Origin of the sequence: Flavobacterium sp. CFBP9031 (assembly GCF_034044945.1) — a bacterium.
GTDB lineage: Bacteria > Bacteroidota > Bacteroidia > Flavobacteriales > Flavobacteriaceae > Flavobacterium.
Genome location: NZ_JAXCWF010000015.1, coordinates 156262 through 182122 on the forward strand (window position 1 = coordinate 156262; position 25861 = coordinate 182122).

General features: G+C 35.7%; 22 protein-coding genes. 16 read left to right on the forward strand and 6 right to left on the reverse strand.

Features of this window, described 5'->3' with window-relative positions; genetic code table 11:
* Positions 1 to 46: 46 nt before the first annotated feature.
* The 3 genes from SOM12_RS21695 (at position 47) to SOM12_RS21705 (ending at position 2815) form a co-directional block, all read left to right on the forward strand.
* On the forward strand, positions 47 to 1462 hold the full coding sequence (locus SOM12_RS21695) for a sensor histidine kinase (RefSeq protein ID WP_095930222.1): 1416 nt from the start codon (positions 47 to 49) through the stop codon (positions 1460 to 1462).
* Positions 1463 to 1472: 10 nt separating this feature from the next.
* Complete coding sequence (locus SOM12_RS21700) at positions 1473 to 2255, forward strand: enoyl-CoA hydratase/isomerase family protein (protein WP_095930223.1); 783 nt, start codon at positions 1473 to 1475, stop codon at positions 2253 to 2255.
* Positions 2256 to 2416: 161 nt separating this feature from the next.
* Positions 2417 to 2815 carry a hypothetical protein gene (locus SOM12_RS21705; RefSeq protein WP_320495439.1) on the forward strand — a complete coding sequence of 133 codons (399 nt, stop codon included), beginning with the start codon at positions 2417 to 2419 and terminating at the stop codon, positions 2813 to 2815.
* A gap of 183 nt (positions 2816 to 2998) precedes the next feature.
* Here the strand turns inward: SOM12_RS21705 and SOM12_RS21710 are convergent, their stop codons facing one another.
* The 3 genes from SOM12_RS21710 to SOM12_RS21720 all read right to left on the reverse strand — a co-directional run bounded on the left by SOM12_RS21710 (position 2999) and on the right by SOM12_RS21720 (position 6092).
* Positions 2999 to 3652, reverse strand: a complete 654-nt coding sequence (locus SOM12_RS21710; protein ID WP_320495441.1) for a metal-dependent transcriptional regulator — start codon at positions 3650 to 3652, stop codon at positions 2999 to 3001.
* A 104-nt stretch (positions 3653 to 3756) separates the two neighbouring features.
* Entirely contained in the window at positions 3757 to 5625 is a 1869-nt protein-coding gene (locus tag SOM12_RS21715) for an Nramp family divalent metal transporter (protein ID WP_095930226.1), read from the reverse strand.
* Between the two features lie 74 nt (positions 5626 to 5699).
* Positions 5700 to 6092 carry a Fur family transcriptional regulator gene (locus SOM12_RS21720; protein ID WP_177211585.1) on the reverse strand — a complete coding sequence of 131 codons (393 nt, stop codon included), beginning with the start codon at positions 6090 to 6092 and terminating at the stop codon, positions 5700 to 5702.
* 93 nt (positions 6093 to 6185) lie between these two features.
* Here SOM12_RS21720 and SOM12_RS21725 point away from each other — a divergent pair, with 93 nt between their 5' ends.
* The 8 genes from SOM12_RS21725 (at position 6186) to SOM12_RS21760 (ending at position 13758) form a co-directional block, all read left to right on the forward strand.
* Positions 6186 to 6539, forward strand: a complete 354-nt coding sequence (locus SOM12_RS21725) for a MerC domain-containing protein (RefSeq protein WP_095930228.1) — start codon at positions 6186 to 6188, stop codon at positions 6537 to 6539.
* A 10-nt stretch (positions 6540 to 6549) separates the two neighbouring features.
* Complete coding sequence (locus SOM12_RS21730; protein ID WP_320495444.1) at positions 6550 to 7455, forward strand: NAD(P)/FAD-dependent oxidoreductase; 906 nt, start codon at positions 6550 to 6552, stop codon at positions 7453 to 7455.
* A 193-nt stretch (positions 7456 to 7648) separates the two neighbouring features.
* Positions 7649 to 9901: a TonB-dependent receptor gene (locus SOM12_RS21735; protein WP_095930230.1), complete on the forward strand. Its 2253-nt coding sequence runs from the start codon at positions 7649 to 7651 to the stop codon at positions 9899 to 9901.
* A 182-nt stretch (positions 9902 to 10083) separates the two neighbouring features.
* Positions 10084 to 10548: a thioredoxin family protein gene (locus tag SOM12_RS21740; protein WP_095930231.1), complete on the forward strand. Its 465-nt coding sequence runs from the start codon at positions 10084 to 10086 to the stop codon at positions 10546 to 10548.
* A gap of 18 nt (positions 10549 to 10566) precedes the next feature.
* On the forward strand, positions 10567 to 11742 hold the full coding sequence (locus tag SOM12_RS21745) for a lycopene cyclase family protein (protein ID WP_320495445.1): 1176 nt from the start codon (positions 10567 to 10569) through the stop codon (positions 11740 to 11742).
* Positions 11743 to 11754: 12 nt separating this feature from the next.
* Positions 11755 to 12552 (forward strand): tetratricopeptide repeat protein, encoded by a 798-nt coding sequence (locus tag SOM12_RS21750; RefSeq protein WP_095930233.1) that lies wholly within the window; start codon positions 11755 to 11757, stop codon positions 12550 to 12552.
* Between the two features lie 220 nt (positions 12553 to 12772).
* Positions 12773 to 13195, forward strand: a complete 423-nt coding sequence (locus SOM12_RS21755; protein ID WP_095930234.1) for an ArsR/SmtB family transcription factor — start codon at positions 12773 to 12775, stop codon at positions 13193 to 13195.
* Positions 13196 to 13347: 152 nt separating this feature from the next.
* Positions 13348 to 13758: a BrxA/BrxB family bacilliredoxin gene (locus tag SOM12_RS21760; RefSeq protein ID WP_111284876.1), complete on the forward strand. Its 411-nt coding sequence runs from the start codon at positions 13348 to 13350 to the stop codon at positions 13756 to 13758.
* Positions 13759 to 13930: 172 nt separating this feature from the next.
* Here the strand turns inward: SOM12_RS21760 and SOM12_RS21765 are convergent, their stop codons facing one another.
* Genes SOM12_RS21765 through SOM12_RS21775 form a run of 3 tightly spaced genes read right to left on the reverse strand, consistent with a single transcriptional unit; the run spans position 13931 to position 19628 of the window.
* Positions 13931 to 15298, reverse strand: a complete 1368-nt coding sequence (locus SOM12_RS21765) for an efflux transporter outer membrane subunit (protein WP_095930236.1) — start codon at positions 15296 to 15298, stop codon at positions 13931 to 13933.
* The gene (locus SOM12_RS21770) at positions 15291 to 18464 is read right to left on the reverse strand and encodes an efflux RND transporter permease subunit (protein ID WP_095930237.1); all 3174 of its coding nucleotides are present in this window, start codon (positions 18462 to 18464) and stop codon (positions 15291 to 15293) included. The genes SOM12_RS21765 and SOM12_RS21770 overlap by 8 nt, the downstream gene beginning before the upstream one ends.
* Before the next feature lie 18 nt (positions 18465 to 18482).
* Complete coding sequence (locus SOM12_RS21775; protein ID WP_320495446.1) at positions 18483 to 19628, reverse strand: efflux RND transporter periplasmic adaptor subunit; 1146 nt, start codon at positions 19626 to 19628, stop codon at positions 18483 to 18485.
* A 259-nt stretch (positions 19629 to 19887) separates the two neighbouring features.
* Here SOM12_RS21775 and SOM12_RS21780 point away from each other — a divergent pair, with 259 nt between their 5' ends.
* The 5 genes from SOM12_RS21780 to SOM12_RS21800 all read left to right on the forward strand — a co-directional run bounded on the left by SOM12_RS21780 (position 19888) and on the right by SOM12_RS21800 (position 25745).
* On the forward strand, positions 19888 to 20844 hold the full coding sequence (locus SOM12_RS21780) for a polyphosphate kinase 2 family protein (RefSeq protein ID WP_172426913.1): 957 nt from the start codon (positions 19888 to 19890) through the stop codon (positions 20842 to 20844).
* A gap of 10 nt (positions 20845 to 20854) precedes the next feature.
* Positions 20855 to 22531 carry a SulP family inorganic anion transporter gene (locus tag SOM12_RS21785; RefSeq protein WP_320495447.1) on the forward strand — a complete coding sequence of 559 codons (1677 nt, stop codon included), beginning with the start codon at positions 20855 to 20857 and terminating at the stop codon, positions 22529 to 22531.
* A gap of 159 nt (positions 22532 to 22690) precedes the next feature.
* Positions 22691 to 24049: a rhodanese-related sulfurtransferase gene (locus SOM12_RS21790; RefSeq protein ID WP_320495448.1), complete on the forward strand. Its 1359-nt coding sequence runs from the start codon at positions 22691 to 22693 to the stop codon at positions 24047 to 24049.
* A 224-nt stretch (positions 24050 to 24273) separates the two neighbouring features.
* Entirely contained in the window at positions 24274 to 25515 is a 1242-nt protein-coding gene (locus SOM12_RS21795; RefSeq protein ID WP_320495450.1) for a peptidase U32 family protein, read from the forward strand.
* On the forward strand, positions 25515 to 25745 hold the full coding sequence (locus tag SOM12_RS21800; RefSeq protein WP_039118414.1) for a ferredoxin: 231 nt from the start codon (positions 25515 to 25517) through the stop codon (positions 25743 to 25745). Before SOM12_RS21795 ends, SOM12_RS21800 begins: the two co-directional genes overlap by 1 nt.
* Positions 25746 to 25861 lie beyond the last annotated feature (116 nt).

The window sequence follows — 25861 nt, forward strand, 5'->3', positions numbered from 1 at the left end:
CTTCAAAATGACAATGCTATCACTTCGAACTAGGATTTTCCTATCGATGATTGTATTGATTGTTGTGGCATCTTTTTTATTGGCTTCGATTTCGATTATTCAGTTTAAAACTGAGGCCAAAGAATACCATCAGGAACGTTTAGAACGAAAAGAAAATGCGGTAAAAGAACATATTAATTATGTTCTGGCAACTACAACTTATCCGCTAAAAACTCAGAATTTAGATTTAATCTTTAAAGATAAAATTCACGAGTTAGCGCAGATTCATAAAATTGAAATCAACATTTACAGTTTGGATGGAAAACTTTTAAAGTCATCCAAAGAATCTTTCGCTGTAGATAAAATTGCACCTCCAATTCCAGAATATATTCTTAAACTGGTTCGTTCTTCCATCGAAAAACGTTTTGTGGATATTAAAACTATCGATGGAGTCAAAAACCGCTCTTCATACAGTTTAATTAAAGACGAAAAATTTAAACCGCTTGGAATCCTGAATCTTCCTTATTTAGAAGACGATGGTTATTATGATAACGAGTTGAATACTTTCCTAATTCGTCTGAGTCAGGTTTATTCTTTTATGCTGATTGTTGCTTTTGCATTGGCGTATTTCCTTTCAACGTATATCACGAAATCATTAAAAACGATTTCAGAGCGACTAGAAGAGACTAATCTGGATCAGAAGAACGAAAAAATTGTTCTGGAAGCCAACAGTAAAGAAGTTAATTTCTTGATTAGAGCTTACAACGGAATGGTAGACAAATTGGAAACCAGTGCTATCAAACTAGCGCAAAGCGAACGTGAAGAAGCTTGGCGTGAAATGGCGAAACAGGTCGCGCACGAAATTAAAAATCCGCTTACGCCGATGCGTTTGACGGTTCAGAGTTTCCAAAGAAAATTCGATCCTGCTGCTCCAGATGTGAAGCAGAAAATGAATGATTACTCCGAAACTTTAATTCAACAGATAGATACAATGACAGCTGTTGCTTCCGCATTTTCAAACTTTGCTTCGATGCCAGCACAGCAAAACGAAACGCTGAATGTAGTTGAGGTTGTCGAATTGGCTTTGGATATCTTCAACGAAGATTATATTTCTTTTGAAAAAGAAGAAGAAGAAATCATTTCCAAAATGGATCGTACGCAATTGATTCGTGTAATTACCAACTTGGTTAAAAATGCCACTCAGGCTATTCCAGAAAGTCAATTTCAGAAATCGATAGTAGTTTCGGTAAAAAGGCGAAATAACGATGTTGAAATTGCCGTAAAAGACAACGGAATCGGTATTCAGAAACAAGATATCGGAAGAATTTTCGAACCAAAATTTACTACCAAAACCAGCGGTATGGGACTTGGACTCGGAATTATCAAAAACATTATCGAAAATTACAAAGGAACAATTACCTTTGAGTCAACTTACGGAAAAGGAACAACATTTACGGTTTCTCTCCCTATCACCAACTCATAAATATAGCGTCATGGATTACGAAAATATCTTAATTTCAATTGTAGAAAAAGTTGCTACCATCACTATTAACAGACCAACTAAATTAAATGCTTTAAACAAAGCAACCATTAGTGATCTGAGTAATGCGATTCAATCATTATCTAAAAATGATGATGTTCGTATTATTATTTTAACCGGAAGCGGAGAGAAAGCCTTTGTTGCTGGGGCAGATATTTCGGAATTTGCAAATTATACCACTGTTGAAGGAGCACAACTAGCTGCTGAAGGACAGGAGTCTTTATTTGATTTCATCGAAAACCTTAAAAAGCCAGTTATTGCAGCCGTTAATGGTTTTGCTCTTGGCGGCGGATTAGAATTGGCAATGGCATGTCATTTTAGAGTTGCTTCAGACAATGCAAAAATGGGACTTCCAGAAGTAACTTTAGGATTAATTCCTGGTTATGGTGGAACACAGCGTTTACCGCAATTAGTTGGAAAAGGCCGTGCAATGGAAATGATCATGACCGCAGCTATGATTACTGCTGAACAAGCAAAAGATTACGGTTTAGTAAATCATGTTGTGCCTCAAGAAGAACTTCTGTCATTTACAAACGTAATCGCTCAGAAAATTATCAAAAATGCACCATTCGCAATTGGAAAAGCAATCAAAGCAATCAATGCCAACTTTAAAGACGGTAAAAATGGTTTTGATACTGAAATAAAATCATTCGGAGAATGTTTTGGAACCGAGGATTTTAAAGAAGGAACCACAGCATTCTTAGAAAAACGTAAAGCTGAATTTACAGGAAAGTAATTTTTTCTTAACCGCAAAGGTCGCAAGGGATTACGCAAAGCACACAAGGAAAATTAAAAAACTTAGCGAACCTTGCGTAAATCTTTGCGACCTTTGCGGTTAAAAAAGACAAAGATTCTTAAAAAAAACTTAGCATCTCAGAACCTTAGCAACTTAAAAAAATGTACGAACCAATATTTGCCCTTTTTTGTGAACGAGTTAAAGAAAGCATCCAAAAAGGAACTTTCGCCAAACTGACTTTGGCCAAAACCATGGGCGATACAGAACTCAAAAATGTTTATTTCCGATTGGTTCTCAATGAAGATAATACATTCTCAATTTCGCTGACTTTTCGATATAAAACAGAAGAAATAGAAAGCATTCATACTTTAGATGAAGCCTTGTTGGTTTTAGGCTCACATATCAAAAATCCTTTTTTGACGGCATTGCTTTTTACAACTGATGATGATGTTACGTTTAAAGTAAATAAAAAGAACGCTGGAAGTATTATCGAGCAAGCACCAACTTTTAAAAATGCTTCGCCAGTTATGCTGGAAATGATTGAAAAGGGGATTGTTTAAAGAATAATTTAAGTGGCTATGGTCGCTATAGAACTTATTTGTCAGGCTGAGCGAAGTCGAAGCCTACGTTTGCAGAATCACTTTGCGGGGGCTTCGACTTCGCTCAGCCTGACAGAAAAAACCTTGTTCAAACTCTTAAGGGTGTCTCTGTGAACTTCTTTGTGAATCTCTCCGAAATAACCTTTAAACCAGCTTCACAAACAAATTAGAAGCAATTTTATTAGAAATAGACAATTCTCTATCATTCACTTTAATTTTAACCGATAGATCGAAGGATTCTTTAGAAAGCAATTCAATTTTTGATCCTAAAGCGATTCTTTGTTTATCCAGATATTTTAAAAATTCTGACGAAGTATCTTTTACGCCGACACAAACTCCGATTTGATTCTCTTCAAGCTCTGATAAAAGGTGTTTCTCGATTTTAATGATTCGTCCATTTGCATCCGGAATTGGATCGCCGTGCGGATCTTCGGTTGGATTTCCAAGAAAATCGTCCAGACGGTTAATCAATTGCTCCGATTTGATGTGTTCCAACTGTTCCGCAATATCGTGGACTTCATCCCAGCTAAAGTTTAGTTTCTCCACCAAAAATACTTCCCAAAGACGATGTTTTCTCACAATCATTTTTGCAGCCAGTTTTCCGTTTTCGGTTAAAGAAACTCCTTGATATTTTTTATAATTTACTAAATCTTTCTCTGCCAACTTTTTAAGCATATCGGTCACAGAGGAAGCTTTCGTTTCCATAATTTCTGCAATAGCATTGGTGCTCACTTCAGTTTCTAAAGCCGCTGTTAGATGGTATATCGATTTTAAGTAATTTTCTTCTGAAAAGGTCATTTTTTTTAAGCTTCTAAGTTTCTAAGATGCTGAGATTCTAAGTTTTCTTTTCAGGCTTTTTAATAAAAACCTTAGAGTTTTAGTAGCTTAGCATCTTAGAAACTTTATTTAACAATCAACAAAGGTATTGAAATTTTATGTCTCAATTTATCTACTGTTGTGCCGAAAAGAATATCTTTCAATCCAGTGTGGCCGTGGGTTCCCATGACGAGAATGTCAAAATTTCCTTCGTTTATAATTTTCGGAATTACTTTGTTTGGTTTTCCAAAACCAAGTTCTGTTTTGATCTTGAATCCTTTATCTGAAAGCATGTCCTTGTATTTCAGCAATAATTTCTCATCGATTGTGGTTTCGTGATCGTGAACATGAACGCCATACATTAAGGCTCCGACCGTTTCTACAATGTGAATGAGGGTATATTCGGTGTCAATGCCACCCAATTCAAAGGCTTTATTCAAAGCCGCTTCGTCGGCATGTGAGAAATCGACAGAAACTGCAATGTTTTTGATGCTTTGGCTTTCTCTTGGCGAAAACTTCAATTTAAGATTATGAGGCGAATGATTTATGTTTTTGTTTTTTGCTTTTGCAATAAAAGGATTGAAAATGATGTAGAGCAATAAACCTAAAAAACCGAATGCTAAAGGAACTACTGTAAACCAAAGAATCATCGGATGGTTTGAGTTTGCTAGCCAAGAAGTGATTTCGTCATAAACCAATTTGGCATTTAAAGAAACAATAATCGCTGCGATAATCCAAGATACGACTTGAGTAGTTCTCGAAATGTGAAAACCTTTCATTTTCGACTTATCACTCACAAAATGTATAAGCGGGATAATTGCAAAACCTAATTGCAAACTCAAAATGACCTGACTTAGAATTAAAAGCTTTCCGGTTACGCTTTCGCCATAAATCAAAATCACGATTACAGCTGGTATAATGGCAATTAAACGTGTTATAATTCTACGTACCCAAGGCTGAATTCTAAAATGAAGATAACCTTCCATTACGATTTGCCCGGCGAGCGTTCCTGTTACAGTCGAACTTTGCCCGGCAGCAATTAGCGCAATAGCAAATAAAGCTGGTGCCCATTTTGTTCCCAGTAGTGGTTCTAAAAATTTGTGCGCGTCTTGAATTTCGGCCACTTCATACATTCCGTTTTTATGGAAAGTGGCTGCTGCCAGAATTAAAATAGCCGCATTTACAAAGAAAGCAAGATTTAAGGCGATAGTAGAATCTATAAAGTTATATTTTAAAGCTTGTTTGATTCCCGCTGGCGTTCTATCAAATTTTCGGGTTTGCACTAAAGACGAATGCAAGTACAAGTTGTGCGGCATTACAGTTGCCCCAATAATCCCGATTGCAATATATAAAGCGGCTGAATTTGGAATCGAAGGAATAAGTCCTTGTAAAACTTTGCCCATTTCTGGCTCGGCAAAAATCATTTCGAAAATGAAAGAGAAGCCAATTATGGCAACCAAAGCAATAATGAAGGCTTCCATCTTGCGAATTCCTTTATTGATCAGGAAAAGCAGTAAAAAGGTGTCTAAAACGGTAATTAGAACAGCTTCAAGCAACGGAATTCCGAAAAGCAGATTAATTCCGATTGCCATTCCAAGAACTTCTGCCAGATCGCAGGCCGCAATGGCAATTTCGGCAAGAAAGTATAAAATGTAGTTGATGTATTTGGAATAGGTTTCTCGAGAGGCTTGTGCAAGGTCGCGCTGTGTTACAATTCCGAGGCGCGCACTTAAACTCTGCAAAAGCAACGCCATTAAATTGCTCATTAATAAAACCCAAACCAAAGTGTATCCGAATTGGCTTCCGCCGGCAATGTCAGTCGCCCAGTTTCCTGGATCCATGTAGCCAACGCTTACTAAATATGCAGGGCCTAAGAAGGCTAAAATTTTTCTAAAACCTTTTTTTTTGTTTTCTGTAGAAACCGATTCGTGGACTTCTTCTAAAGATTTGGTCATTGTAAAAGTATTGTTTTCACAAATATAGAGAAAAATTATATTCGCGAAACAATATTTTTAGACGAGTCTAAAAGTTAAATGTTAGAATTTAAACAATTCGGACATAATCCTGATAACGTAAAATTGATTTCGTTCACTTTATAATTGTGTGGCATAATGTAACTCGGTTTTACAGTCTCAAGGCAAGTAATCTCATGACAATTCTCGCAACTAAAGTGAGCATGGTTGTGAATGTGTACACGTTGATGCGAATGATTGCATTTGGCATACTTTACCGTTCCATCCAAATTCGAAATCTTATGAATTACATCTTCATTAATCAAACGATCCAAAATTCTGTAAATGGTAACGCGATCGCACAAATCATTTAATTGTTTCTGAATTTCGGTATGCGAAAGAGCCGTTTTAGATTTCTCAAACACCTCTAAAACAGCTGTCTTTGCTGCGGTATTACGTGTAGTCTTCATTTTTTACGGAATTAAAATTTAAACGCAACAATGTTGCAATTGATAAAATTGTATATATTTGCAACAAAATTGCATTAAGCAAAAGTACACATAATGAAGAAAATAAGCACATCTTTTTACGATATTTTAGGAATTTCGAGCGCGACCATTTGTCTGGTGCATTGTTTGATTTTTCCTCTTTTAACGATTCTCCCTTTAGGCTTGAGTCACAACCCAATTATAGATTTACTATTTGCTTCGATAGGTTTATTTGCAATTCTCAAAATTATAAAAAAATCAGCTCTGTTGGTATCGTCAATTTTGGTTGTTTCAATGGCGCTGATTTGGATTAGTATTTTGACAGAACTCTTTTTCGAAATTCATCTTGATCTGATTTATTTTGGAGGAATTGGAATGATCATCGGGCATTTAATCAATTACAAATTACATAGAAAACAAAATCATTAAAGATAGAAATATGGAACAGAAGCATTTTGAAGTGATTATCATTGGTGGCAGTTACAGCGGATTGTCTGCCGCAATGAGTTTAGGACGTTCATTACGTCAGGTTTTGGTTATCGACAGCGGTTTGCCTTGCAACAGACAGACACCGCATTCTCATAATTTTATTACTCAAGATGGCGAGAAGCCAGCAGTTATTTCGGCGAAAGCCAAATTACAAGTCGACATTTATAAAACTGTTCAATTTTTTAATGGACTTGCGATAAAAGCACTTAAAACAGAAGGCGGTTTCGAAATTGAAATGGAGTCGGGAGTTATTTTTACTTCGAAAAAAGTATTGTTTGCGACGGGAGTTAAAGATTTGCTTCCTGAAATTGAAGGTTTTGCAGCTTGTTGGGGAATTTCTGTTTTGCATTGTCCGTATTGTCATGGCTATGAAGTAAAAAATGAAAAAACTGCTATTATTGCCAATGGTGAAATGGGATTTGAATTTGCTAAATTAATCTCCAATTGGACAAAAGACTTGAGATTATGCACCAACGGAAAATCGGAATTGAGTTTAGAGCAAACACAAATTCTTAAAAATCATGGTGTTCAGATTTTCGAAGAAGAAATAGATTCTTTTGAGCATAATGAGGGTTATATTAAAAAGATCATTTTTAATAACGGAGAAAAAGTGAAGGTAAAAGCTATTTATGCCCGACCGCCTTTTGAACAGCATTGTCCAATTCCTGAAACTTTGGGATGCGATAGTAGCGAACAAGGTTTGTTAAAAGTAGATGGCATGCAGAAAACAAATATTGCTGGAATTTTTGCTAGCGGAGATTGCACAACACAAATGCGATCTGTGGCTATTGCGGTTTCTACCGGTTCTTTTGCTGGCGCCGTAATTAATAAAGAACTTATTGACGAAGATTTTTAGTCAATAGAAAAGAGTAGTTAAGCCATATAAGTTATATAAGTCCATTTTAGCACAAACTTAAATTATCTTATATAACTTATATGGTTTTAAAAAAATATAACATCTTGATTTCAATCAGTTTGAAATTTTTGTTTTAAGAATGATTGTTTGTCGAATTTAATTTTTAGTTTTGTCTAAATTTAATTTTACAACAATGAAATATTTATTTTTGACAATATTAATAATTTCAACACAAAGCATTTTCTCTCAAAATATTACTGGAAAAGTAGAAAGTATACTTCCTATTGGTCAGGAAATTACCATTCGTTTATTAAATACAAACTTTAGAACACAAACTGATTCTTTAGGACTTTATAAATTAGAAAATATTCCTAGCGGAACATATAAAATAAATGTAACCTCAACAGGATTCAAACCCATAACGCAAAGAATTTCAGTTTTAGAAAATGAAAATCTGAACTTGGATTTTGAATTAGAAGAAGATCAAAATGAATTGAACGAAGTGGTAGTTTCAGGAACTCTAAAACCTGTAAAACGATTAGAAAGTGCCGTTCCCGTTGAGGTATATTCTCCAACTTTCTTTAAGAAAAACCCAACCCCAAGTATTTACGATGCGCTTCAGAACATAAATGGTGTCCGCCCGCAGTTGAATTGTGGCGTTTGTAATACGGGAGACATTCACATAAACGGATTGGAAGGGCCATACACTTTGGTTATGATAGACGGAATGCCAATTGTAAGCAGTCTTTCGACAGTTTATGGTTTGTCTGGAATTCCGAATTCTTTGGTGGAACGAATCGAGATTGTAAAAGGTCCAGCGTCGTCTCTTTATGGGAGTGAAGCCGTTGGTGGTTTGATTAATATTATCACTAAAAATCCAACGAATGCACCAACTTTTTCTGCTGATTATTTTACAACTTCCTATTTTGAAAGCAATCTTGATTTAGGAACGAAATTTAATGTTGGAAAAAAAGCGACTTCGCTTATCGGAATTAATTACTTCAACTACGATCAAGTTATAGATAAAGACAAAGATAATTTTACCGATGTTACGCTTTCTGAACGTATTTCGGTTTTTAATAAATGGAGTTTTAAACGAAATCATAATCGATTATTTACCATTGCAGCGCGCGGAATGTATGAAGATCGTTGGGGCGGAGACATTCGTTGGGAAAAAAAATACCGTGGAGGCGATGAAATTTATGGGGAAAGTATTTATACCAAAAGAGCCGAATTAATTGGAAGTTACCAATTGCCGTTTGAAGAAAAATTGATGCTTTCTTTCTCTGGAAATGTTCATTATCAGGACAGCCGTTATGGAACAACTTCGTATATCGCCAATCAGAAAATTGGATTTTTGCAATTGACTTGGGATAAAAAAATTGGACGAAACGATTTGCTGGCAGGAATCGCAAGCCGATATACCTATTATGACGATAACACGACTGCAACCAAAGAAGCTGAAAATACTTGGCTTCCAGGAATTTTTGTTCAGGACGAAATTACATTTTCTCCAAAAAGTCAGGTTTTGTTGGGAATGCGTTATGATTATAACTCTATTCACGGATCTATTTTTACACCAAGATTTGCCTATAGATTTAAGGCAAGCGAAAACACCATTTTTAGATTAAATGCTGGAACGGGTTTTAGAGTTGTGAATTTGTTTACCGAAGATCATGCGGCGTTGACGGGTTCAAGAGATGTTATTATTAAAAATGATTTGAAACCCGAACAATCTGTAAATGTTAATTTGAATTACATTCAGAAAATCAATTTCGGAAACGGAACGTTTATGGGAATTGAAACGACTGCTTTCTATACGAGATTCAGTAATAAGATTATTTCAGATTACGAAACTAATCCAAACGAAATTATCTACGACAATATTGATGGTTATGCAATAAGCCAAGGAATCAGTACAAATGTCGATCTTAATTTTCCTTCTGGATTAAAATTTATTGTTGGAGCAACGGTTTTAGACAACAAAAATGTTGAAAACGGAATTTCGGAAAGACCCTTTTTGACTGAGAATTTCACCGGAACTTGGAGTGTTTCATACAAAATTCAACCTTGGAATTTATCCATGGATTATACAGGAAATGTTTACAGTCCGATGAAATTGCCTTTGTTGAGCGAAACCGATCCGAGAAGTCCAAATTCGCCTTGGTATAGCATTCAGAACATTCAGTTTACGTATTCAGGATGGAAAGATTTTGAAGTTTATGGAGGAATTAAAAACCTGTTGAACTTTACACCAAAACAAAATAATCCGTTTTTGATTTCGAGAACGAACGACCCATTTGATAAAAATGTGCAATATGATTCGGCAGGAAAAGTATTAGTAACACCAGACAATCCATACGGTTTGACATTTGACACCACTTATGTTTATGGGCAGAACCAAACTATTCGCGGATTTTTGGGATTACGATATACTTTTAGGTAAATTTATAGGCCACAGATTACACAGATTAAGAGGATTATACTTTTTGTCAGGCTGAGTGAAGTCGAAACCCACGTCTAATTGAACGCCCTTCGACTTCGCTAAGTGACAAAAAAATAATTAAAAAGCTTAGAGAATAAAAATCCTTTCTAATCATTTTAATCTGTGGCAAACAAAACAAAAAAATGAAAAAGCTATTTCTATTTATTTTCTTCTTCGGGATAACTTCAACAGGATTTTGCCAATTAAAAAGCAGAACTTTTGAAGAAATAGATAGCTTGCAACAAATTCAAAAACGAAAAATCATTGTTTTCATCCATACCGATTGGTGTCAGTTTTGCCAAAGAATGAAAGCGACAACTTTCAAGAATCACGAGATTATAGAAAAACTAAACTCCGATTTCTATTTCATTGATTTCAATGCAGAGGAAAAACGAGATATTAGATTTAATAATCACACTTTTAAATTTAAACCTTCGGGGAATAATGTTGGTGTTCATGAATTGGCTTTGGAGCTTGGAACGATAAACAATCAAGTAACATATCCTGTTTTATGTGTTTTGAACGATAAGAATGAAATTATCTTTCAATACAACAATTATATGGCGCTAAAAGATTTTAAAGTGTTATTAGAAAATCTGGAAAAGTAAATTTTCTTATTTTTGAGAATGAATTCTTCACAAATCCCACATTTCGACTACATATTTACAGGAACAGGACTAGCATCTTTGATGACGGTTTACAAAATGGTTTTGTCTGGAAAATTCTCCGATAAGTCGATTTTATTGCTAGATAAGAATTCAAAGAAAACCAATGACAGAACTTGGTGTTTTTGGGAGAAAGAAGAAAGTGTTTGGAATTCGGTTATTTCAAAAAAATGGGATTCGGCCTTATTTGCCAATGAGAATTTCAAACGCGATTTGGATCTTAGACCTTATTCATATAATAAAATCAAGGGTTTAGATTTTTATGATTTTGTTTTCAAAACCATCTCAAAACAACCGAATATTACTTTTTTAAACGAAAAAGTGACCGATATCAACGAATTGGAAACGCACGTTTTTGTCGGAACAGAAGAGAATCGATATACTTGCGATTATCTTTTCAATAGCACTTATACTAAGGCTTTCGCCGAAAGGCAAAACAAATATCCCGTTTTGCAACAGCATTTTGTGGGTTGGTTTGTGAAAACGAAAGAGGAAGTTTTCAATCCAGAAGAAGTCACTTTCATGGATTTTTCTGTTGAACAAAAAGGAAATACGCGATTTATGTATGTTTTGCCAACTTCAAAAACGGAGGCTTTGGTTGAATATACTTTATTTTCCGAAAAACTCCTTCCGCAAAAAGAATACGAAAAAGCCATTGAGCTTTATCTGAAAAAATTAGGGACAGAAAACTACGAAATTCTCGAAAAAGAGGAGGGAAGTATCCCAATGACTTGCTATCCTTTTTGGAAAAAAAACACCAAACGGGTTTTGAATATTGGTACGGCTGGTGGCTGGACAAAAGCCAGTACAGGTTATACTTTTAAAAACGCAGATAAAAAATCTTCAGATTTGGTGGAGTTTATTCAAGAGAAAGATTTCGAAATGAAAAGTTTTCATAAAAAGTCTAAGTTTTGGTTTTACGATTTATTGCTTTTGGATATTCTCTATCGTCATAACGAACTGGGAAGTTCTATTTTCTCCTCCTTATTTCGAAAAGGAAATCCAAAATTGATTTTTAAATTTTTAGATGAAGAAACGAGTTTTTTTGAAGATGTTAAAGTTATTTTAAAGTGTCCAAAAATACCATTTATTAAAGCGTTATTTAGAGTGATTTTTCTTTCAAATAAATCTAACTAAAAAACGTAACCATTGAAAAACATTATTCTAGGATTCAGTTTATTTTTTACTCTTTTATCGTTTGGACAAGTGTCTAAAAACAAAGCGCAAGATGAGATTGTTACTCAATATCTCGACAGTTGTGCTTATAAGCATAATTATGTTTTTGAAATGTCTGAATGGCAAAATTGTATTGACGAAGGTTTGAAAAAAGACAGTACAATTGCCTATTTATGGCAACAGAAAGCAATGCCGTATTTTAAATGCAAAAAGTATGAAGTTGGCATGCCTTATTTAGATAAAGCAGTGTTCTATGATAAAGAACGCTGGCTTTCTTATCGTGCCTTTATGAAATGCATTTTTTCACATAATTACAAAGCGGCCATTGTTGATTTTGATGAAGCTATAAAATTATACGGAAACAGCTATGTTATGGACCATTCGTTTAATTTTTATAAAGCGCTATGCTATCTTCAGTTAAATGAATACGAAAAAGCAGAAAAGCTTTTAGATGATTATGTGAATGATATTTATAAAAACAGGCAGCAGCTGGAGCATCCTACGGCTTATTTTTATCAAGGAATTGCAAAGTATGAACTTAAAAAATGGGATGAAGCAATTGCTATTTTTGATAAAGCATTAAAAATATATCCAGAATTCTCAGATGCTAAATATTATAAAGCGATTTGCTGGCTCAAGCAAGGTAAATCTCGAGATGAAGTTATCGCATTGGTTGGCATAGCAAGAGAAGATGCCGCAAAAGGATTTTCGATAAACGAAGACAATACTATTTATGAGACGTATCCGTATCAAAAGAAATTTGGCAAGTAGTATTTTATAATCGTAAAAAATAGTTGATAGCCCAAAGTACGTGGTTTTTAGTATGGCAAAATAGAAGCTGGCGCGAATAATTTGTCTTATTCTTTTACTTTAACGACTTTCAGGGGTAGTTATAGATTTGCATTGTACTTAGATTTGTTTATTGTCTAAAGACATAATATGTCGCTTATGATAGACAATTAACGATGAAAGAATTTGTAAATCAATAAGAATGGCCAAGCCTCTAAAATTTGATGAAGAAACAGAAGTAATAGCTGAAATTTGTAAAGCACTCGGACATCCGACGAGAGTTCAGATTATGACTCTTCTGTGGAAAAGAGATCAAAGAACTTGTGGTGAAATAGTGGAATTAATTCCACTAGCGCAATCAACGATATCCAAGCATTTGTTAGAGCTAAAAAAGGCAAATCTGGTTCAGATACAATATGAAGGCAAGAAGACCATTTATTCTGTTGGGGTAGATAATATTAATGCCCTAAAAAAATATTGTAGCAGTTATCTTTTGACAATTGAAATTTCTGAAGAGAATAAAGAAACAGTTCTAACTACTAAGCATAAAGTAAGAGGCAAGAATAGTCATTTGAAGAAATATAATTATCAGTTCTCGCATAAAAAATCAAAAGAAGAAAGCTAAGTTATTGCTGAAATTTTGCCGTAAGAAGTGAGAACTCGTACTATATTAAATTTAATATTAAACTATAACAAAACTTTATACTTGAAAGTAACTAGTTGCGAGTAAACTTTGTAACTTTGCAGTTCAAAAAGTACAATTTAAAACAAAAGAATATGTATCCACTAGATATGGTAAAACCAATGGAGGCTGAATTAACAGCAGCTGGTTTTCAAGATTTACATAGTGCTGAAGCTGTAGAGAATGCTATCAAAGCTGAAGGTACCACTTTAGTTGTTGTAAACTCTGTTTGTGGGTGTGCTGCAAGAAATGCACGTCCGGGAGCAAAAATGAGTTTGGATAATGCTAAAAAACCAGATCATTTAATTACTGTTTTCGCAGGTGTAGACAAAGAAGCTGTTGATGCTGCGAGACAACATATGTTTCCATTTCCTCCATCTTCGCCATCTATGGCTTTGTTTAAAAACGGAGAATTGGTTCACATGTTAGAGCGTCACCACATCGAAGGACGCCCAGCTGAATTAATCGCTGAGAATTTACAGGATGCGTTTAACGAGTTTTGTTAATTTTTAAGGTACTAAGGTTCTGAGTTGCTGAGGCTCTAAGGTTTTAGATACAAAGTGACAGAGTAACATAGGCACAAAGCATAAAAACAAAAAGCACTATTAAAATAGTGCTTTTTTTTATGCTTTTCGGGTCAAAAAACTTAGAGCCTCAGCAACTCAGAATCTCAGAACCTTAAAGATTCCATCCCCCTCCAAGTGCTTTATACAATTCAATCATAGAGCTTAATTGTCTTTCTGATAATTGTGCTAGACTTAATTGTGCATTGAAGAGATTTGTTTCTACATCTAAAACTTCTAAGTAAGAAACGTAACCGCTATCATATCTTTCATGAGAGAGTTTGAAATTTATTAAAGCCGCCTGAACTTGTCTGTTGCGGGCTTTCCATTCTTCTTGATAAGTTCTAACGTTTTGTATCGATTGTTCTACTTCAGAAACGGCGCCGATATAGGTTTGTTGATAAAGAAACTTAAACTGTTCTGCTTGTTGTCTGTTTATTTCAACTCTTCTTTTGTTTTTCCCGAAGGCAAATATTGGCCCTGCAATTCCACCAGAAGCATTTTGCATATAAGAACTTCCGAGAAATAGATTACTCAGATCGGCACTGGCAAATCCAGCAATGGCTGCTAGATTAATAGACGGGAAACGCATGGCTTGAGCTACGCCAATTCTTTCGTTTGCTGCCGCATATCTTAATTCGGCCGCTTTGACATCAGGTCTGTTTTCTAATAGAGCAGACGGAATTGACAATGGAATCTTACTGACGATCTGCAACTCGGTATTGCTTTTTCCTCTAGGAATTTCAGAAGGAAGCTGACCGGTAAGCAAAGCAATTGCATTTTCTTGATACGTTATTTGTCTTTCAATGTTAGGAATTGCTGCTTCGGCAATGGCAACCTGCTGTTCAATCTGTACTTTGTCTACTTCAGAGATATATCCTTTTTCGAATCTTTCGGTTATAATCTGATAGTACTTCTCTCTTGTTTCAAGGGTATGTTTGGTTATTTCCAGCTGATCATCAAAATTCCGCATCTGAAAGTACGCTATTGCAATATTGGCAACAATATCAGACAATATTACTTTACGAGCTTCCTCTGTGGCAAGAAGTTCATTTTTAACAGCATTGTTTTCATGACGATATTTTCCCCAGAAATCAAGTTCCCAAGACATAGTCGCACCCGCGGTCGATGGAGTAATATATTTCTTGTTGCTGTTTATCGTAGCTCCATATTGAAAAGACGGAAATAAATCGGCTTTAGTATAACCCAATTCAGCACGAAACTGCTCAATTCTCGAAACCGCAATTTTTAAATCATAATTATTCTCAAGACCTTTTTGTATAAGACCTTTTAAAACATCATCATTAAACAGATCAAACCATTTTAAATTGGTTACCGAAGCGAGACTGTCTAAATTTCTTTCGTTTCTATAAGAATCTGATTTTAACTGCTCAGGTTTTTTATATTTTGGCCCGACCATACATCCTACAGGAAATAAGGAAAGAACCAATACAATAACGATTATCTTATATTTCTTACTCATGGTCTGTAGTATTTGATTCTACATTGTTTTCTCCTGTTGTGATTGTTTCTTCTTTCTTGTGTCCAATTTTTTCAATCATAACAAATAGACCTGGTACAATTAATACACCCAAAACGGTGGCGATCAACATGCCGCTAAACACGGCCATTCCCATTACAATACGAGCTTGTGAACCCGCACCTGTAGCGGTCAGTAACGGAACTACTCCAAGGATGAAAGCAAAAGCAGTCATCAGGATCGGTCGAAAACGAAGTCTCGCGGCATACATTGCCGATTCGTAAAGCGGTTTCCCTTTCTCATATTCTTCTTTCGCAAATTCAACGATAAGAATGGCATTTTTTGCCACTAATCCGATAAGTAAAACGAGTCCGATTTGAGCAAAAACGTTATTGACGTAAGCATCGCTTCCAAATCTTGCCAAAAGCAGTCCTAAAAATGCTCCAAATACGGCGAAAGGCGCTCCAAGGAGTACACTAAAAGGCAATTTCCAGCTTTCGTATTGTGCGGCTAGGATTAAGAATACAAAAACTAATGCCATAATAAATACGGAAGATCCTCCAGGCGAATGTTTTTCCTGATAAGACAAGTTGATGTAATCGTAACTCATATCTGCTGGCAAGGTTTGTTTGGCCACTTCTTCTAATGCAGTTAAGGCTTGCGCGCTACTGTAACCATCATTTGGGCTACCTCCAATTTCAGCAGATCGGAATAAATTTAAACGATTCGTAAAATCAGGTCCAGATACTTTGGTTGCTGTAACCAATGTGGAGACTGGGAGCATGTCGCCTTTATTGTTCTTCACATAAATCATGTTTAGATCTTCTGGTTTGACACGATTGACGGCTTCTCCTTGCACATAAACTTTATATTGGCGTCCAAAGCGGTTAAAGTCATTTACATAACTTCCTCCCAAAAATGCCCCAAGTGCTTCGGTGACTTTAGAAACTGGTATTCCTAATTTCATCGCTTTGTCATTGTCGATATCCAGTTTGATTTGCGGAGTACCCGCATTAAAAGTGGTATAAATTCGTTTTATTTCAGGACGTTGCTGGGCTGCGGCAATAAAATTTTGTGTCTGTTCTGCTAAATATTGAGGCGTATTTCCTCCTCGGTCTTGTAGCATTAAACTAAATCCTGCGGAGGCGCCAAGACCTTGAATTGCGGGTGGACCAAATGAAAAACAAGTCGCAGTTGTAATTTGAGTGGCCAGTTTTTTATTGAATCTGTCTACAAACTGCTTAGCCGTTTCAGCTCTGTCTTCCCAAGGTTTTAGGGAAATAAAAATGAAAGCATTGTTGGGCTGATAAGAGTTGGTAAGCATACTAAATCCGTTTATCGTAGTATAAGATAAAATAGATTTTTCTTCTTTAAGGAAACTATCAACTTTTTTCGATATTTCATCGGTGCGCTGTAAAGATGATGCAGGAGGTAAAGCAATATTTACCAAAACATAACCTTGATCTTCTTCTGGAATAAATCCTAACGGAATCTTTTTGCCTAAAAGGACAATTGAAACCAGTATGACAGCTAGCAAAACAACAATACGAATTGCTTTTTTGGCAAAAAATGTTGCTCCACCAATATATTTTCCTGTAACATTTTCGAAAACCCTATTAAACCAAGAAAAGAATTTAGCTAGCCATCCTTTTTGCTGATCTACTGGTTTTGTTGGTTTTAAAAGCATGGCACAAAGTGCGGGACTTAAAGACAAAGCACTAAATGCCGAAAAGGCGACCGAGACGGCAATGGTTATGGCAAACTGTTGATAAAAACGTCCCGTAATTCCGGGTGTCATAGCAACGGGGATAAATACGGCGCAGAGGATTAATGCAATTGCAATTACAGGTCCAGAAACGTCTTTCATGGCCTGAATAGTTGCTTCCCGCGGATTTTTCCCATGTTCGATATGATGTATTACGGCTTCTACAACCACAATAGCATCATCGACCACGATACCAATCGCTAATACTAATCCTAAAAGCGAAAGTGTATTGATCGAAAAACCTAACATTGGAAAAACGGCAATAGTACCAATTAAAGAAACAGGAACGGTAATTAACGGAATTAAAGTGGCACGCCAGTTTTGAAGGAATATAAAAACCACCAAAATAACTAGTATAATAGCTTCAAAAAGAGTGTGCACAATATCATCAACTCCTGCAGTAATAGCCAATGTTGTATCTAAAGATTCTTGATAAACAATGTCTTGCGGAAATCTTTCAGACAATTGTTTCATGGTTGTTTTTGCCATTTCTGCCACATCAAGAGCATTACTTCCGGGCATTTGATATAAGGCAATAACCGCACTTGGAGAACTGTTTCTTCTGGCTGTTGAGCTGTAGTTTTCGGTTCCTAATTCAATTCGGGCAATATCGGCCAATAAAACCTGAGCTCCATCTTCTTTGCTTCGAACTACGATATTTCCAAATTCTTGTTCGGTTACCAATCGGTCTTGGAGTGTTACACCATATGTAAATTCGGTATTTGGAGGTGCGGGTTCAGCTCCAAATTTTCCTCCTGGGCTAATCATGTTTTGTGCATTCAGAGCATTTTTAACATCTTCAACCGTTACGCCGAGTTTATTCATTATATCTGCCTTTAGCCAAATACGCATAGAATAATCACTTCCTCCAAAAAGAGCAACCTCTCCAACTCCTTTTATACGAGCAAGCTGGTCAACAACATTGATACTGGCGTAGTTATTTAAAAACTTGGCATCATATTTTGGATTATTGGATGTAATGGTAAATAACATCATAGGGAATGAAAGGGACTTTTTTACCACCACACCCTGCTGTTTTACGCTTGAAGGCATAAACGGAGCAGACTGGTTTTGTCTGTTTTGCGTTAGCATATTGGCATTGTCCAAATTTGTACCTACGTCAAAAGTTACCTCAATGGTACAAGCACCATCAGAAGTATTAACTGATTTCATGTACAACATGTTTTCAACACCATTCACTTTTTGCTCGATAGGAGTAGCAACTGCCTGTTCTACATTGAGCGCATTTGCTCCTGTAAAAGAAGTAGTGATTTTTACAACTGGCGGATTGATATCCGGATATTGCGAAATAGGTGTTTTTTGCAGTGCCAGTAATCCAAGTATCACAATAATAATACTAATTACAATGGCAACAATTGGTCTTCGGACGAAAAATTCTCCCATAATAGTATGTGATTTAGATTACTTTGTAGCTACAGTTTCTGGATCGCCCAATTGCCATTGAACAATTTTAGGAGTAATAACACTTCCATTTTTCAACAAAGAAGTACCTCCCATGGCTATCTTATCACCTGGTTTTAATCCTTCTTCAATAATATAGCCGTTTTTAACAGAAGGGCCTGGTTTTACAATCTGCATCTGGACTTTATTATCATTGCCCACTACATAAACCTGATAGATTCCTTGAACTTCGATAACAGCTCGTTGCGGAATTACAATGGCTTCTTTGCGAATATCGGTAAGCAAAGAGACTTTTACATATTGACCCGGACGAAGTAATTTATCAGGATTAGGAAATGCTGCTTCAAATGTGATAGCTCCCGTAGAAGGGTCGATTTGTCTGTCGGCAAAACTTACTTTTCCTTTTTCTGGATAGGCAGAACCGTCAGATAATTTTATAGTGACAATCGCGCCAGAGCCTTTTAAGGCAGAATTTGGTTTGCTAAACTCTCTAAAGAGGCGCAGAAATTCCTGTTCGCTTATAGTAAAGCGTACTCGCACATCGCCAAGATCAGAAATAGTATTTAAAATAGATACGGCACCAGGTCTTACATAATCACCAACGCGGACTTTAGAAATACCGATTAATCCTGAAATTGGGGCTAAAATTTGGCAATAACCCAATTCGATTTTAGCATTTTGTACAGAAGCATCGGAAGCTTTTATTTGAGCTAATGAAGCAGAATATGCTGATTTTGCCGAAACTAATTCGCGCTGGCTGACCGCATTCATTTTGGCCAGCGGAGTAATCATGTCCAAATCTGATTTGGTTTTAGATAATCTTGCCTGCGACTCTGCCGCAATTCCTTGCGCTTCGTTAAGTTTTGCTTTATATGGCAAAGGATCAATTGTATAAAGGACTTGTCCTTTCTTAACAAAACTTCCTTCTTTGAAATTCATACTTTCAATAATACCATCAACTCGTGGGTTAATTTGTATATCCGATTGACCAAAAGTCTGCCCCGTATATTCAGATTCTAAATTTACATCTTGCTGTAAAACTGTTGTAACTGAAATTTCTAATGGTTTGGGGCTTGGTGGTGTTTCTTTTTTGCAAGAAAGCATCAAAAGACTTAGTAAGATTGCTGAGGAGTAGATTTTGTTCATTGTTAAATTCTTTTAGATAAAATTCATTAAATACAACTAATTAAAAACCAGTAAAGTGCATTAGCTAAGTTAGCGTTTTTTTGGTTAGGTGGTTAAATATTGTGCGAATTTTGTTAATTTTAGTTGAAATTACATCTATCTGTTTATCAGTTAATAATGCAAAGTCGGATGAAAGGCCATTTATTGCCGATAAACTGCATTTTTGTAAGAATAGATTATTCAATGAACAAGAAATAATAATTCAAAAACTTTTGTAATCATGTCAAAAAATAACAAGAAAAAACATCAAAAAGAAGATGATGATGATTTGAAAAAATTAAATAAAAAGGAATTATTACATCGGGCAAAAAAATTTTCTGAGCAATATTGTGTTGGAGATGATAAGAACTTCACATTAGAGGACAAACCAACTTCTTACTCTATGGAAGGAGATAAAACACAGGTTAGAAAAATATTAAAAATGGGAGTCAAAGCACTAGCTGCCATGCAGGATATTTTGTACGCACAAGATAAATGGTCGGTTCTTATTATTTTTCAAGCCATGGATGCAGCCGGAAAAGATGGCGCGATCAAACATGTCATGTCGGGTATAAATCCGCAAGGCTGTCAGGTTTCTTCTTTTAAAGGACCAAGCTCAGAAGAATTAGACCATGATTATTTATGGCGCTGCCAGAAACATCTTCCAGAAAGAGGCCGAATAGGAATTTTTAATCGCTCTTATTATGAAGAAGTATTAGTAGTTCGTGTTCATGAACAGATATTGAGAAGTCAAAAGATTCCTGAAAAATTGATTACTAAAGACATCTGGGAAGATCGTTTTGAAGATATTCGAAACTTTGAAAAATACCTTAATAGAAACGGAACGGTTGTTATTAAATTTTTTCTAAACCTTTCTAAAGAAGAACAAAAGAAAAGATTTATTGAAAGGGTTGACAATCCTGATAAAAATTGGAAATTTAGTGCAGCCGATGCCAAAGAAAGAGGCTATTGGAATGATTATATGCATGCGTATGAGGAATTAATTAAAAATACATCTACCAAAAAATCACCTTGGTACGTAATTCCTGCTGATGATAAATCGTATGCTCGAATTGCAATTGCTTCTGCAATAATTCATGCGTTAGACGAAATGGATTTGGAATATCCTAAAGTAAGTGCAGAAAAAATTGCTGAACTTAATGAGGTTAAAAAAGCATTGCTAGAAGAGAAAGAATAAGCTTTTGAATATGATTTCTAAACTTTTGCCCGCTGAAGACTGGATTAAAAATTATAAAAAGCAGGATCTCAAAAGAGATTTTATGGCAGGCGTAACTCTTGCTGCTTACGGAATTCCTGTATCTCTTGCCTATGCCACTCTTTCGGGATTGCCTCCTCAATATGGAGTTTATGGTTATCTCATTGGTGGAATATTTTATGCTTTGTTTGGAACCAGCCGACAGCTTGCCATAGGTCCAACATCTGCAATTTCTTTATTAGTAGGCACAACTATTGCAAGTATGGCAAATGGGAATGTAGAACGTTGGGCTGAGATTGCTTCTCTTACCGCATTAGTATTTTCAGGAATGGCGATTGTTGCCTATCTGTTGAGGTTAAGCGGGATCATTAATTTTATTAGCGAAACGGTTTTGGTTGGTTTCAAAGCAGGTGCGGCTATTACTATCGGTTTAACACAATTGCCGAAATTGTTTGGAGTTAAAGGAGGTGGAGATAATTTTTTAGAACGAATTGTCACTCTATTTCATCAAATTCCTGATATGAATACTACTGTTTTTATTTTTGGAATAATCGCTATTTCAATATTAATCATAGGAGAAAAGATAGCGCCGCAGTTTCCTGTTGCAATATTGATTGTCATTTTATCTATTATCCTTATTTCGGTTACCTCACTAAAATATGCCGAGTTTAATACGGTTGGAATTATTCCGACTGGGCTTCCTGAGTTTCATCTGCCTTCGCTCCGAATTCGAGATGTTGAAGGAGTTTTGCCGCTCGCGATGGCTTGTTTCTTATTGTCTTACATAGAAAGTGTTTCTGCTGGCCGGACATTGGCACAAAAAAACGGGTATGTTATAGATCCGCGTCAGGAACTTCTGGCACTTGGAGTCGCTAATGCAGCTGTTTCATTGGGACACGGTTATCCTGTTGCAGGAGGTTTGTCGCAATCAGCTGTAAATGATGCTGCAGGCGCCAAAACACCGTTGTCGCTTTTATTTGCTTCAGGTGCAATTGCCTGCTGTCTCTTGTTTTTAACAGGATATCTTCAGAATCTTCCAACCGTAATTCTGGCTGCTATCGTTTTAGTTGCCATTAGAGGACTTTTTGATTGGAAAGAAATGAAACATCTCTATAAAATAAACAAACAAGAATTTGCTGTAGTAATGGTTGCACTTGCGGGAGTGCTTATTTGGGGAATCCTTGCAGGAGTTTTGTTAGCTACAATCGTGACCTTGCTGTTATTACTGAAAGCTGCATCAAAACCGCACGTAGCTTTTTTGGGCAGAATTCCAGGAACAAGAATTTACACCGATTTAAAGAGACATCCTGACAATGAGATAATAGAAAACATATTGATTGTTAGAGTTGAATCTTCCATATTTTATTTCAATGCAGAATATATAAAAGAACGAATCTTGGAAAAAATCTACAGCGAACAGGATTCTTTAAAAATAGTAATATTAGATCTCAATTCGTCTCCACGTATTGATATTGCTGGCGCACGTTTCTTAAAGAATTTATTTGTCGATTTACAAAAAAAGAATATTAGCCTAAAAATTGCCGAAGCCCGCTCTGACGTTCGCGACAGTCTTCGGGCAGAAAATCTCGAAATTCTGTTTGGGCACATTAGCCGTTCTGTATCTGTAGACGATTTAGTGCAGCATGCTATACAGGATAATAGAAAATAAAAAGAAAGATTGTTGGGAGCAGAATTCTGTTTTTGATGTTAAAAAAATCAGATAATTAGGGCAAGATCATTTTTAATCTCAAAATAAACCCTAAATTTGCCGCAGATTTAGAGAAAAATCTAAAAACACATATATTCTTAACTTAAAACTGTTTATAGCATGCAACTGTATAACACTTTGAGCGCAGAAGAAAGAGCCATCATGATCGATGATGCAGGTAAACAACGACTAACGTTGTCTTTCTATGCGTATGCCAAAATTCAAGATCCACAAAAATTTCGTAATGACTTATTCGTAGCCTGGAATGCCCTAGATGCATTAGGACGAATTTATGTTGCCAATGAAGGGATAAATGCTCAAATGAGTATTCCTACCGAAAATTTGGAGGCTTTTAGAACAACTCTTGAAGTTTATGATTTCATGAAAGGCATTCGTTTGAATGAAGCTGTAGAACATGATGACCATTCGTTTTTAAAATTGACAATCAAAGTGCGTCACAAAATCGTTGCAGACGGCTTAAACGACGACACTTTTGATGTTACCAATATAGGCGTTCACTTGAAAGCCAAAGAATTCAATGAGATTTTAGATGATCCGAACACGATTGTGGTTGATTTTAGAAATCATTATGAAAGTGAAGTAGGGCATTTTAAAAACGCCATCACTCCAGATGTTGAAACTTTTAGAGAGAGTTTGCCAATTATCAACGATCAGCTTAAAGATCACAAAGACGATAAAAATCTGGTAATGTACTGTACTGGAGGTATTCGTTGTGAAAAAGCGAGTGCTTACTTTAAACATCAAGGTTTCAAAAACGTTTATCAATTAGAAGGCGGAATTATTAATTACGCTAAACAATTGAAAGAAGAAGGTTTAGAAAGTAAGTTCATTGGGAAAAACTTCGTATTTGATAATCGTCTAGGCGAAAGAATTACGGATGATATTATTTCACAATGCCACCAATGCGGAAAACCTTGCGATAACCACACCAATTGCGAAAATGATGGTTGTCATTTATTGTTTATTCAATGTGATGATTGTAAAGCAGCAATGGAAAACTGCTGTTCAACAGAATGCTTGGATATCATACATATGCCTTTGGTTGACCAAGTTCGTTTAAGAACAGGTAAACAAGTTGGAAACAAAGTATTTCGAAAAGGTAAATCTGAAAATCTGAAATTCAAACATTCAGGCGAATTGCCAGAAACTGCTTTGGCTACAGCGCAAAAGCCAGCTGATATCCGTCAGAAAGTAAAAGTAAAAAAAGTACTTCTTGGAAAAGCAGAACATTATTATGTAAAAGCACAAGTTGGACAATTTACAGTAGAAAATCACGAATTAAACATTGGTGATAAAATCCTTATTTCTGGTCCAACTACAGGAGATCAGGAATTGGTTTTGAATAGGATCATTGTTAATGGTGCAGAAACTCAATCTGCTAAAGTTGGTGATAAGGTTACTTTTGAGGTTCCTTTCCGTATGCGTTTGTCGGATAAATTGTATAAAATTTTAAATTAGCGATTTTTAAAATCCTAATTTAAAATGTCGTAGCCGTATTTTTACCAAATTATAGATTCGTGCCATTTGGGCAACCAAAAATCAATATTAAATATAGCCCACGGTTTCAATCGTGGGTTATATTCATCTGTTACGAATAATTTTTAAAACATAGACTATGATATAAATCATAGGAATCTAATCTATACCCACATTATTTTTGTCATTTGAATAATAAATCAAAAATGACGATTAACAATACAATTGAACTCATGGCTCCCGCTGGGAACTTTGAGTCGCTTCAGGCTGCTTTAGACAATGGATGTGATTCTGTATATTTTGGTGTTGAACAACTCAACATGCGTGCAAGATCGACCGTTAATTTTACTATTGAAGATTTAAAAGAAATAGCTAATCGATGTGAAGAAAAAAATGTTCGAAGCTATCTTACTTTAAATACCATTATTTACGATCACGATCTATCTGTCGTAAAAACATTATTGACAAAAGCTAAAGATGCTAATATTACTGCTGTAATTGCATCAGACCAAGCTGTAATTGCAATGGCAAGATCGATTGGAATGGAAGTTCATATTTCGACCCAATTGAATGTAACGAACATCGAAACCATTAGATTCTATAGTTTATTTGCAGATACGATGGTTTTAAGTCGTGAATTGAGTTTACGTCAAGTAAAGAAAATCACAGAACAAATAGAAAAGGATCAGATCAAAGGGCCAAACGGAAATTTAGTAGAAATCGAAATTTTTGGTCACGGAGCTTTGTGTATGGCAGTTTCAGGAAAATGTTATTTGAGTTTACATTCACATAATTCCTCTGCCAATCGTGGTGCCTGCAAACAAAATTGTCGAAAAAAATATACCGTTATCGATCAAGAAACAGGTTTCGAAATCGAATTGGATAACGAATACATGATGTCGCCAAAAGATTTATGTACTTTGGATTTCTTAGATCAAGTAATTGATTCTGGAGTTCAGGTTTTAAAAATCGAAGGTCGAGGTCGTGCGCCAGAATATGTGGCAACGGTCATTAAAACCTATCGTGAAGCGATCGATGCGTATTACGAAGGCACTTTCTCAAAAGAGAAAACGGCAGTTTGGATGGAAGCTTTGAATACCGTTTACAATCGCGGTTTTTGGTCAGGATATTATTTGGGACAAGAATTAGGAGAATGGAGCGATATTCCTGGATCTGCAGCAACTCAAAAGAAAGTTTATGTTGGAAAAGGAACGCATTATTTCCCAAAAGCCGAAGTTGGACAATTCAAAATTGAAGCTTACGATATTAAAGTCGGAGATAAAATTTTGGTAACAGGACCAAGTACAGGAGCTCAGGAAATGATTATCGATGAAATGTTTGTGAATGATCTTACAGCAGAAAAAGCAACAAAAGGAGACGATTGTACTTTCAAGCTTCCGTTTAGAATCAGAATGTCGGACAAGTTATATAAAATCGTTGAGGCATAATGGTTATTATTACTTTACAGAGAGACAAATGCATTGGTTGTAATTATTGTGTCGAAATGGATCCAGTTCATTTTCAGATGTCGAAAAAAGACGGAAAATCGGTATTGCTTCATTCGCAGAATGCAAAAGGATTTTTCACTTTAAAATCTCCAAATCATGCCATTGTAGAAAGTTGTGAACTCGCTGCAAAAGCTTGTCCAGTGAAGATTATTACGGTTAAAGAAACATAGAATATATAAAAAAGAAAGAGCTGCAAAATAGACTGCACCCAAAAGTTTAGACAAATTAATAATTAAGTTTTATAATAATGAGCTCGATATTGTATCGGGCTCATTCCTTTTAGATT